5 protein-coding genes are annotated in these 11,951 nt (G+C 32.2%); 1 reads left to right on the forward strand and 4 read right to left on the reverse strand.

What is annotated here, in order from left to right:
• Window positions 1–118 precede the first annotated feature (118 nt).
• The 4 genes from ABXQ82_RS13225 to ABXQ82_RS13240 all read right to left on the reverse strand — a co-directional run bounded on the left by ABXQ82_RS13225 (window position 119) and on the right by ABXQ82_RS13240 (window position 8,710).
• A complete protein-coding gene (locus ABXQ82_RS13225; protein WP_367060437.1) occupies window positions 119–3,712 on the reverse strand; it encodes a T9SS type A sorting domain-containing protein in 3,594 nt (1,197 codons plus the stop codon).
• 421 nt (window positions 3,713–4,133) lie between these two features.
• Window positions 4,134–4,700: a response regulator transcription factor gene (locus ABXQ82_RS13230; RefSeq protein WP_367060440.1), complete on the reverse strand. Its 567-nt coding sequence runs from the start codon at window positions 4,698–4,700 to the stop codon at window positions 4,134–4,136.
• 84 nt (window positions 4,701–4,784) lie between these two features.
• Complete coding sequence (locus ABXQ82_RS13235) at window positions 4,785–6,854, reverse strand: histidine kinase (protein ID WP_367060444.1); 2,070 nt, start codon at window positions 6,852–6,854, stop codon at window positions 4,785–4,787.
• Window positions 6,855–7,021: 167 nt separating this feature from the next.
• Complete coding sequence (locus ABXQ82_RS13240) at window positions 7,022–8,710, reverse strand: histidinol-phosphatase HisJ family protein (protein ID WP_367060447.1); 1,689 nt, start codon at window positions 8,708–8,710, stop codon at window positions 7,022–7,024.
• 410 nt (window positions 8,711–9,120) lie between these two features.
• Between ABXQ82_RS13240 and ABXQ82_RS13245 the strand changes: the two genes are divergently transcribed.
• Entirely contained in the window at window positions 9,121–11,664 is a 2,544-nt protein-coding gene (locus tag ABXQ82_RS13245; RefSeq protein ID WP_367060450.1) for a DUF559 domain-containing protein, read from the forward strand.
• Window positions 11,665–11,951: the final 287 nt, after the last annotated feature.

Consider the following 11,951-nt stretch of genomic DNA (forward strand, 5'->3'; position numbering starts at 1 on the left):
ATAGCAAAGTTTATTTCAAAATGCTATAGACTAAAAAAGGAAGTAAATTATGCTTTGAAAAATTTACTTCCTTTGGTTCTCCCTTAGAATTGATTAATAGCGTATTTGTATAATTTAGTTATTCAACAATAATTTTTTTAATGATACTAAGCTCCCCAGAAAATATTTTTACCAAATACAATCCTGATACTAAATTACTAACGTTTACTTTTGAAGTGTCTTTAATTTCAAAAACACGATTTCCAAGTATAGAATAAACTTCGACTTTATTTATTTGTATTTTAGAGTTTATAGTAAGAATATCATCAACTGGGTTTGGGTGAACTGAAATTGATTGAACTAAATCTTTTTCTATAGATAATGCTTGGTGCTCATAACTCACTTCAAAGTCATCTACATACAATTTATCTTGACCAATAGTATTATAATGTCTTACAATAATTCCAATGTTTTTACCTGCAAAAGAAACAGGAATAGATGCATTAATGTCTTTTCCACTCCCATTCCCACCAACAGTCAATGTTTCCTCATGAATTTTATTATCAAATGATTGTCCTAAAGCCTCATCAAAAACATATATGGCAAAATGTTCTGCTGGTTTTGTAGCATTTGAAGCCTCAACATTTAGTGAAAAAGAAATGGAAGCTACTTGCGCTGGGATTGTTATAACTCCTGTTGGAGTTATAAGTAAATTATCTGGAGTTAAGTTACCAACATTAGAGTCCCAAGATTTTGAAAAGAAACGCGAACCACCACTAGAGAATCCTTTACTTAATGTACCTCCACCCTCTACTTCCCAATTAAAAGTATCTAAGTCGTTATCAGTAGTAACAAAGCTTGATGTATCATCTAAACTAGAAGACCATAAAACACCACAATCTTCACTAAAACTGGTTTGTGGGTCTATATTTGCCCAATTTGTTGTACTCCAAGTTGAATCATCAACTTGAATGCAAGTTAGGTCTGGATTATTTGTTGCGTCGAAATTATAATCTGGGTTTACATTTTGGTCTATAAGAGAATTAAATCCATTTTTTGCAATAAAAACTTCCAAAAGGTTATCACTACAATCTACAAATACTAACTTAGCGTTGTTAGAAATATCAAAACTTGTCAATAAATTATTCTTGATATATATCCACTGTAAATTTGGAAAAATTGATAAATCAATCTGATTTATTTTATTGTTAGCGCATTCTAATTCTATAAGAGAGGTGTTATTTGATAAATTCAGTTCTGAAAGCAGATTGTCAGAGCAATACAAATATTCTAATTTTGGATTATTACTTAAATCTATAGAAGTAAATTGGCTTTCTCCTATATCTAAATCAGTAAGCAATATGTTGTTGGATAAGTCAAGACTTGAAATTGTGTTTTTATTATATGCCCCTCCACTATATGAATAATTCCCACAATATAAACCTCTTAATTTTGTATTAAATGTTAAGTTAATATCTGAAAGTAAATTTGAGCTTATATCTAATTCTTCTAACAATAAATTTTGAGTAACATTAATACTCGATAAAGCATTAAAGTTACAAGAAAACTCAGTTAATAAAAGGTTATTAGCTAAATCAATATTACTCAACAGGTTATTTGCGCAGTTTAGATTAGTTAAAGCAACAAAATCTTCAACACCTGTTAAATCTGCTATATTTTTCCCTTGTACATCTAATGTTGTGATATAATCTACATCACTTGTTAAAACCTGCCCATTAATTGTCCCATCACTATCAATACTTAAATCAATTAAAGCTTGTTCAAAATTTGAATCAGGAATTGAAGTAATCAAGCCATCACATTTTAGACCAAAACTAGTTTGTTCATCAATATTCGTCCAATTAAGATTTGACCATGCAGGGTCATCAACTTGTACACATGCTAGATTGGGGTTTTCTCTTGCGTAAAAATTAATAAAATTTAAATTATTTCCATTTTTAACATTTAATACTGTTAACTGATTTCTTTCGCACACAAGGTATTTTAAATTAAGGTTTTTACTCAAATCTAAAGATGTTAAATTATTATCAAAACATATTAATGATTCAAGTGATTTAAACTCCTTTATGTTCGATAAATCATTTATCTCTTTTGACCTAACATCTAAGCCAGTTAGATAAGCTATGTCTTGCTTAAAAACTGTTTGATTAATAATGCCATCTGAATCAACCCCTAAATCTATTAGTGCTTGCTCAAAATTTGCATCTGAAATTGTGATATATTCATCTGTTAAACACCCAATTGCATCTACAGTTTCTCCAGCAGGCGTATAAGGGCATTTGTCATTCTCATTTAAAACTCCATCGTTGTCGTGATCATTACTACTACAATCAACGGCAAATGGTGTTTTTGTATGAATCAACCAATCATTTGGTAAATTGTTAAATTGATTTTGAGAGACAGTAATACAGCCATATAAATTTTCATCAGCACTTATAGTTATCAGATTAGTCCAATCTGATACATCCAAAGAGTTTAATTGATTTGAACTACAATTAAAACTCATCAAATTAGCAATTGGGTTTCTAATAATAGCCAATATTTGATTATTAGCTATGTTTAAATCTGAAAGTTTAGAATTTTGAGATACGTCAATAAAAGTTAATAGATTATTGCTAGCATTTAATACAGTTAAATCTGGATAGCTATCTACACTAACTTGATTAAGTTGGTTAGAACCACAGTACAACTCAATTAAGTTTAAATTACTACTTAAATTTAAAGATGTTAATTGATTACTTGAAACATTGACGTGAGTTAAATTTGGATTGTTGCTATTGTTTATAAATGAAATATTGTTATTGTAAGCTACAAGGTTTTCCAATAAAGGATTTGATGTAATATCCACAGAAGTTAATTTATTACTCCCAACATTTAAATAAGATAAATTGGCATTGTTACTTAGGTTGATTTCCAAAAGTTTATTGTTGAGTAAATTTAGGCTATCTACTTCTGCGAAATCTTCAATTCCTCTTAGACTAAAAATGTTTTTACTATTTAAATCCAAAGATTTTAAAGAAGATATTTCGCTTGTTAGCACCTGCCTGTTTATGGTTCCATCTCCGTCTATGTTTAAATCAATCAAAGCTTGCTCAAAGTTATAGTCTGGAATAAAAGTATATTCATTAGAAATATTACACCCATATTCATTTACAGATAAACCACCTTGTGTTTGAGGGCACAGATCCATATTATTTATAACACCATCATTGTCATCGTCTGAATTACAATTCAAATTATAATTAGCTTTTTCATCTTTACGCCAAAGAGGAGAAAATGAATAGTTATCTATTTGATTTTGATTTGCTGTTATACAGTTTAAATTATTGGTGTCGCAGAATAATCTATCTAAAATTGTGTTTAAACTAACATCAAGTGAGGTAAGTTGGTTATTAGAAACAACTAAATAAGTTAACTTTGAGTTATTACTAACATTTATAGAAGTTAAATTATTATTAAAACATATAAGTCTTTCCAAATTAGCAAAACTTTCAATACCACTTAAATCTGAAATATTCTTAAAAGTAACATTTAAATAAGTAATATCAGAAATATCACTGGTCATAACCTGTCCATTCACAATTCCATCACTATCAATATTTTGGTCAATTAGTGCTTGCTCAAAGTTTGAATCAGGAATAGCTGTAGTTTGTGAATAAGAAAAGTTTAAGAAAAAGAAAAGAATAACTAAAAGAGAGTAAAATTGTTTCATAATTTTAATGATTTTTACTAAAAATAAACCAGAAAATATTCTCAATTATGTCTAAAATTGAGACAATTACTACTCAACATTGAGAGTTAAGACCAACCGCAAAAAAACAAGGATAACAAGAAAGATAAACCACACAATTTTTACGATAAGTTGTATTTGTTGTTTTCTAAGAGAAAATAGTATTTAGAAATTCATAGAAACTAGAGGGTTCCTGCCTCACAGGAATGGGAAAACAACATCATCACGAAAGAAAAAAGTCCCGTTCACTATCGGGAGAAGTATTCTCATGAATTGGAAGTAAAAACAAACAGATTGCTTCGTTTCTCTCGCAATGACAAAACAAACAGATTGCCACAGCAAATTTTCAATTTGCTTCGCAATGACGAATAAATCCCTTCTTCGAGGGAATGACAAAAAAAAGTTAAATCAAATTATTCCGCGTAGCATAACTAATCAGCTCCGCAGCATTTTTACAGCCTGTTTTTTCAAGAATAGTGCGCCGATACGTATCCACAGTATGCCGACTAATAAACAGGCTTTCTCCAATAGCTTTACTGTTTAAACCTTGACCTATCAAGCGTATAATTTCAAATTCGCGTTTACTAAGGTTGGTAAGTTCTTTTGTTTTGTAACGCTCTAGGGTGGCTTTAACTTCGTCTATATTAATCGGTTTTAATAAATAATCAAATACCCCATTTTTTATGGCTTTAATGGCGTAATGTTCATAAGCGGTTATATAAATAATTTTTGTATCTAGGTTGTTTTTATTAATATCATCTGCCAACTCCAACCCAGAACGCCCTGGCATTTCTATATCCATAAACACCAAATGGGGTTCGTGTTTTAAAATGGCTTCAAGGGCAATTTCGGCATTTTCAATAAGTCCTAAAAGCTCCACCTCTGGAAAATTATTAAAAAGCAATTTCATGCGATTTAATGCTCTTGGTTCATCATCTACTACTATTACTTTAATTGGCTTGTCACTCATAATCTACATATTTTTTCACTATTATTAACATGAAAATTCTTTAAAAATAATATACTGTTCTCGCTATAAATATGATAATTGTCATTAGTTCAATATTTTAATTTCAAATTTAACGCCCGATGGGTTTCCTAAATCATCAACCAACTCTATAAGCTGGTGCTTGATTTCCTTTTTATTCAATTTAGAATACAAATCAAAAATTTGTTCCATTATCAAAAGGCCATTGCCCGTGGAATTGGTTTTGTTACTGTTTTTGTGTCTCAAACCCACACCATTATCTTCAACACTTAATATTAAAACATCATTTTTATAGTTGGCATTTATGTTCAGCATGCCATTTTCTCTTAATACCAACCCGTGCTTAATGGCGTTTTCCACATAGGTAAATAGCGCATGTTTGGGTATTTTTGTATCTAATTTTACGTTCTTGTCAATTGCAATGGTATAATCAAACCGATTACTAAAACGAATCTGCTGTAGTTTTATAAAATTCTCGGTATATGCCAACTCTTCTTTTAAAGTGGTTGCTATTTTATCAGAGTGTTGTAATGTTTTCCGCATAAATTTTGAAAACTGACTGATATAGGTATCGGCTTCCAGTTTATTATCCATAAGCGTCATTTCGCTAATGGTATTTATAGCGTTAAACACAAAGTGTGGATCTACCTGATTTTTAATGGTCTTAATTTGAAGTTCTGATATCTCTTTTTCAATAGCCCGCTTCCTAGCTTCTCTAATGTCTTGTCCTTTAAGGACTAATAAAACCAAACCTAAAACACCTAGGTAAATGCCAAAATAGATAAGATACTGAAAAGCATATAAGGTATTATAACCGTATAAAAAAAGTTGGTTAACTCCTGCATTCTGAAAATATAATTGATTTTCGGAAGCATTTATTTGTTTAATCCCACAGCTCTGACAGTCTCCTTTAGAGTTCCCAGAATATTTAAATGAAACGGGGTGCTTAAAATTATGTCTATAAATTGTTATGGTTTGTTTGTCTAAATGAAAGGCTAACCATTCCTTTTTACCATCCGCATCAATATCAATGTAATGTAACAGTCGAATATTGAGGTTTAATGAAATTGTTTTAATGACTTTTAAATCGTCATTAAAAAACAACAATTGGTTATGCTCTCTTTCATAAAGTGTAAATAGTTTTTCGTTAAATGGGAATAAAGAATTATAAGTGCCTTTAGGTAAAACAAACTCTTTTTCAATAATTCCTTTTGATGAAATTCGCAATAATTTTGAGGGTAATATTTGGTGTTGTCTAGATTTAAATAGCGCAATTAATGTATTCTGGTTTTCTTTTTTTGCTTTGGTTATTCTAAACCCACCAAGTGCCTTAAACTCTATAGGGGGAAATAAAAAATTTAAATCATGATCTAAAACCGTTAACCATGAGCTACTATCAGAACGTTTTGAATAGCTACTATCTATAGCATTTGCTGATGCATGGTTTCCAATAATAAATTCATTGTCAGCATCGTCATCTAAATTAAACACCCCAGAAATAAAAGCAGGATTTGTTAAATGTGCTGATTTGATGATGCGATGATTTACATAATCATACTTATAAGTATGCCTGGGATTGGCTGAGAACCCCGTATTTAAATTAAAAACAACTTCATTGGCCAGCCCTTCAATAATGGAGAAATTTCTACAAATACTGAGTCTGAAATCATAGGCATTATTAAACTTGCTAATGGTATCTACAAAAATACGTGTTGTAATGGTCTCCTTATTTTCAAATGGTTTTGTGATATTTAAAAAAACAGAATCGCGTACTTGAGATATCATATAAATTTCCTTAATCCCATTAGCATCTGCATCTACAAACCACAAATATTTATGTAAGTATGGGAATTTACCCAAAACATTAAATTGATCTAAAAAATCGCCGTTAGATTTATAGAGTAAAAAACTCGCATGGCCTAGTGTGTTTGTTTGCGCTACTATTTTTTCGCTTTTATGGTCACCGTCCAAGTCATTGAAGTAAATAATACTTTCAGTACTATTTGATTGCTCTTTTTTTATTAGTTCGACTTTATATTTAGAAAAAGAATTTGGTAAACAAGCAATTATAGTAATTGAAACACAAAGTGCTATTACAAAGGGATTAAGCAAAATTGAAATTAATCGTTGCTTCACTTAGAGAGACTGTGGTCGGTTTAGTTGATTACACAATAAAGTTAACGATTTTAACATTATTGTGTATGAAATACTTACAACAATCCAATTTTATGGCAGATATGTACTCAAAAACAAGTATGAAACATACTCAAAATATGCAGTTTGAAAATCAAAAACAGACGCAATTAAAAACTATGAAACTCAATTAAATTAGCCTCATAATATTGATCTCCCAGTTTGGTTAAAAGATTTCTAATCTCATTACTATCTCCATTTACCACAAGCGCAGAATAGCCTATATTGTTCAAATTACCTAATCGTAAATCCTTGATATTTATATTTCTAGAAGCCAATGCCGATAATAATATTAACAAAACTCCAGGTGCATTATTGTGTTTTGTTAATATCACTTTTTTGCTCAAAGCCAAGTTTAACTTTACACCGTCCATTTCTAATAAATAAACACCTTTACTGTAATAATTGGGTAAAACAGCATCTTCCTTATAGGTAAGTTCTTTAAAAAGACCGCCATCTGTTCCTTTAATGAATTCAATGGCGCTTTCTACAGTTCCGTTGGCATTATCAATAGATAAAAACGCTACAGCAGTACCATCATTATTCGATTTTAACCTAGCAGTATTTACATTTATCCCTTCGGAAGCTAAGGTGTTAAACAATGAAGAAATAACGCCAGGTTCATCTAAATGTTCAGAAAACAAACCATTAACAATTCGTTTTGTATTCTTAGGCGTTTCATCAGTAACCGTAATTGATTTGCCCCATTTACGAATCCTAATGGCATTATACTCGCCCATTCCTGTGGCACTTCTGTAAATATTTACAAATTCAGAAAATGAGCCACCAAAAGAAAAATCGGGTATAATACGTCTTTGAGTTTCATCTAGTCGTTGATTTAACAACTCTATCCCTTTATTTAAAACGGTATATTTTACCTTTAAATCATGGTCGTCAAAAATTGTTCTATTCTCAGGAATCAATTTTGAGTAACTCACATAATTCTCATAACCGGCTTCTTGAATGTATTCTAAACTTTCCTTGTAATTTAAACCATAATATTTAACATGATGCGTATCTGTACCAACACATACTGGGATTTGCAGCTCGTTGGCACGACGCAAAATACTTTGAACTGGATACACGCCAACACCTTTAAACTTACCCGCCATATTTACATCTAGTGATAAATTTCTATCGGCAATTAATTCTAAAAGTGTTCTGAATTTATTGGCCAAAGGATGCGAACTGGTTTCAAAATTTACCACAGCATCTGGCATATCCACATTTAATTTTGGCAAATCGATATGACCAATAATTTGAATCATATCCCCAAAACACTCAATCATTTGGATCATTTCGTTGAAATAACCATCCCAATACGCTTCAAGACTTCCTCTTAGTTTCAATAATTCTTGAGCTTCTTCTTTCGAGCCATCATAGGGCAAACCTTCTGGTGCAAAATGCACAGAACCAATCACATAATCGGCATCTTCGGCTTGAAATATTTTTGAACGGCTCCATTGCAAGCCTAAATCCGGTCCCATCCATTCCAATTCAACACCATATTTGATATTGATTTGTCCTTCATATTTTTTACGAAGATTGGCAATACGCTTCGGGTAATTTAAATACGATTTATTCCCACGAATAAACTTAACTTGTGTTTCTCTTTCAGCGATATAGCGAAAATTGGTTAACCTGGGAGAATGGATGATAAAGGTAATACTTGGGTTTCCAGCTTCAATCGCTTTATCTATAATATCCTCTAGTTTATCAATACCGTGCTTTACGTGATCCTGTTCCGTACCAGCATGGATACCGTGCGTTTCCCAAATAAATTCGTTAAGTTTTCTCATGAATTAAAATGCTTTTATCCGTTAAGAATTTCAAATTTAACCATTGAAATAGAATTTTAGGCTAAAAATTTATTGTTTTCAATAAATATTAAAGAATTTCATAAAAAGCAGCTATTCGGAGCAAGACACGGAGGCATTTCATTGATTTTATTTTGATTTCAGGGATAAAAACCGAAATTCTAATATTTAGATTCCCGTTTTATTCATAGGTTTTTATTTCATATTAACGAATTCATGAATCTTTGATTTCACGGGAATGACAATTTCAACGGAAACCCCGATGCAAGCATACGGGGAATTCTATACGATTAAAAGTAATGTATTAATTCTGAAAAAATTTTCTAAATATAATCTAATACTAAGAATTCATTAAGGGTGTGAATTTTTAATGTTTTGCTTAAATTCGCTCTATGTCTATTAATTTACAAACTCCCATAGATTATTTAAAAGGCGTAGGCCCCAATCGAGCGGATTTATTGCGCAAGGAGCTGAATATACATACCTATCAGGATATTCTGAATTTATTTCCGAATCGCTATATCGACCGTACTCAGTATTATAAAATCAACCAACTGCAACCTAACAATGCCGATGTACAGGTTATTGGAAAAATAACGGGGTTTAAGGAAGTAGCCCAAAAACGTGGAAAACGATTGGTGGCCACCTTTCAAGATGATACAGGCACTATGGAATTGGTATGGTTTCGAGGACAGAAATGGATTCGCGAGCGCCTAAAATTGAATACGCCCTATGTGATCTTTGGAAAAACAAATGTGTTTGGTGGAAAATTTAATATGCCACATCCAGATATAGAAACCGTTGACGAACATAAAAAAGGATTGAGTTCGGGCATTCAACCCATTTATCCTTCTACTGAAAAATTAGCGAATAGAGGGATTAGTAATCGTGTAATTAGTAAAATAGTGCAACAGCTATTTTTAGAAACCAAAGGCAAATTTGTAGAAACATTATCTGATGTTATTCTTTCTGAATTAAAACTGATTTCTAAACCTGAAGCGTTACTAAATATCCATTTTCCGAAGAGTCAAGAACTATTGGCAAAAGCACAATTTAGATTAAAATTTGAAGAGCTGTTCTATATTCAATTGCAATTAATTCTGAAGAATTTAATCCATAAATCGAAAATAAAAGGCTTTCAATTTGAAAAAGTGGGCGATTATTTTAACAGCTTTTACAATGACCATTTACCCTTTGAATTGACCAATGCACAGAAGCGGGTTTTAAAGGAAATTAGGGCAGATTTGGGGAGTAATGCACAGATGAATCGCTTATTACAGGGCGATGTGGGTTCCGGAAAGACCATAGTAGCCTTCATGTCAATGCTCATGGCACTTGACAATGGTTTTCAGGCTTGTTTGATGGCGCCGACTGAAATTTTGTCAGTCCAACACTATAACGGATTATTAAAATGGTGTAATAAATTGAATATCAGTATTCAATTACTTACTGGTTCAACTAAAACTTCAAAACGCAAAGAAATTCACGAAGCTTTAGAAAATGGCGAATTAAAGATACTGGTTGGCACTCACGCACTTCTTGAAGACAAAGTGAAATTTAAGAATTTAGGGTTAGCTATTATTGATGAACAACATAGGTTTGGAGTGGCGCAAAGGAGTAAATTGTGGAAAAAGGGCGGCCCTCCCCAGTCCTCCCATGGGGCCAAAGCCCAAACAATACGCAAAAAATATATGACGGCTCGTCCATCCGCATATAAATTGCTAAAGGAATTACAAACGCAGAATAAAAAACACTCCACTCAAGCTGAACAGGTTTTGTGGGAATGTTTACGAGGAAAAAAATTGGGTTATAAATTCAGAAGACAGCATATTGTTGACGAATTTATTATAGATTTCGTCAATATCGAAAAAAATTTGGCAATTGAAGTGGACGGTGGCTACCACACTACAATCGAACAAAAGGAAGCTGATGAACTACGCACTAAGATTCTGAATGAAATAGGTTTTAAGGTTATTCGGTTTACAAATGAACAAGTATTAGGAGATATAGATAACGTTTTAAATTATATAGAGAAAGCTTTGGAAAGCCTCCCCTCCGGGGAGGTTGGAGGGGCTTCTTTTATTCCACCCCACATTTTAGTGATGACCGCAACCCCCATACCCAGAACCCTCGCTATGTCCGTTTATGGCGATTTAGATATTTCCGTGATTGATGAGTTGCCTCCGGGTAGAAAATCGATTAAAACCGTACATCGCTACGATTCCAATCGGTTAAAAGTGTTTCGATTTATTCGGGATGAAATCAAAAAAGGGCGACAAGTGTATATCGTATATCCATTAATTCAAGAAAGTGAAGCTTTGGACTATAAGGATTTGATGGACGGCTATGCCAGTATAGAGCGGGATTTTCCAAAACCGGAATATCAGATATCCATTGTGCACGGTAAAATGAAACCTGCCGATAAAGATTATGAAATGCAACGTTTTATCAAAGGCGAAACCCAAATCATGGTGGCCACAACCGTTATTGAGGTTGGAGTGAACGTTCCAAATGCTTCGGTTATGATTATAGAAAGCGCAGAGCGTTTTGGATTATCGCAACTACATCAATTAAGAGGGCGTGTGGGTCGTGGTGCAGAACAAAGTTATTGCATATTAATGACGAGCCATAAATTAAATGAAAACAGTAAAACGCGTTTAGAAACCATGGTGCGCACAAACGATGGTTTTGAAGTTGCCGATGTAGATTTAAAATTACGCGGCCCTGGAGATCTTATGGGCACACAACAAAGCGGTATTTTAAATTTAAGAATTGCAGATATTGTTAAGGACAAAGCTATTTTACAGCAAGCACGACATTATGCAAAAAAGATTTTATATGATGATCCTTCGTTAGTTAGCCCTAAAAACGAAGTGATTTTAAATACTTATATAGCTATGGGTAAGTATAAGAATATTTGGAATTATATTAGTTAAGTCAACACAAAACTTATCTAAAGCCGCTTATCTTCTAAGGAATGACATTCATTAGGAACTAATCAATTAGCAGAAATCATAAGTAATAAACAAAAAGAAAAAGGTTTTATAAAATCGAATGTTCCAAAAAGAAATTCTTACATATTTAATTTAGGAGGTAATATGGATCAAGTCAAAAAGTTGTGTGTGAATTGGAATAAGATTCCGATTTTTGTTTAAAAAAAGAACCTTGGACAATTATCTAGACTTACTCAAACTTATCTTACCTGAATTTCTGATCAATCATT

It is taken from the genome of Algibacter sp. 2305UL17-15 (genome assembly GCF_040720935.1).
GTDB lineage: Bacteria > Bacteroidota > Bacteroidia > Flavobacteriales > Flavobacteriaceae > Jejuia.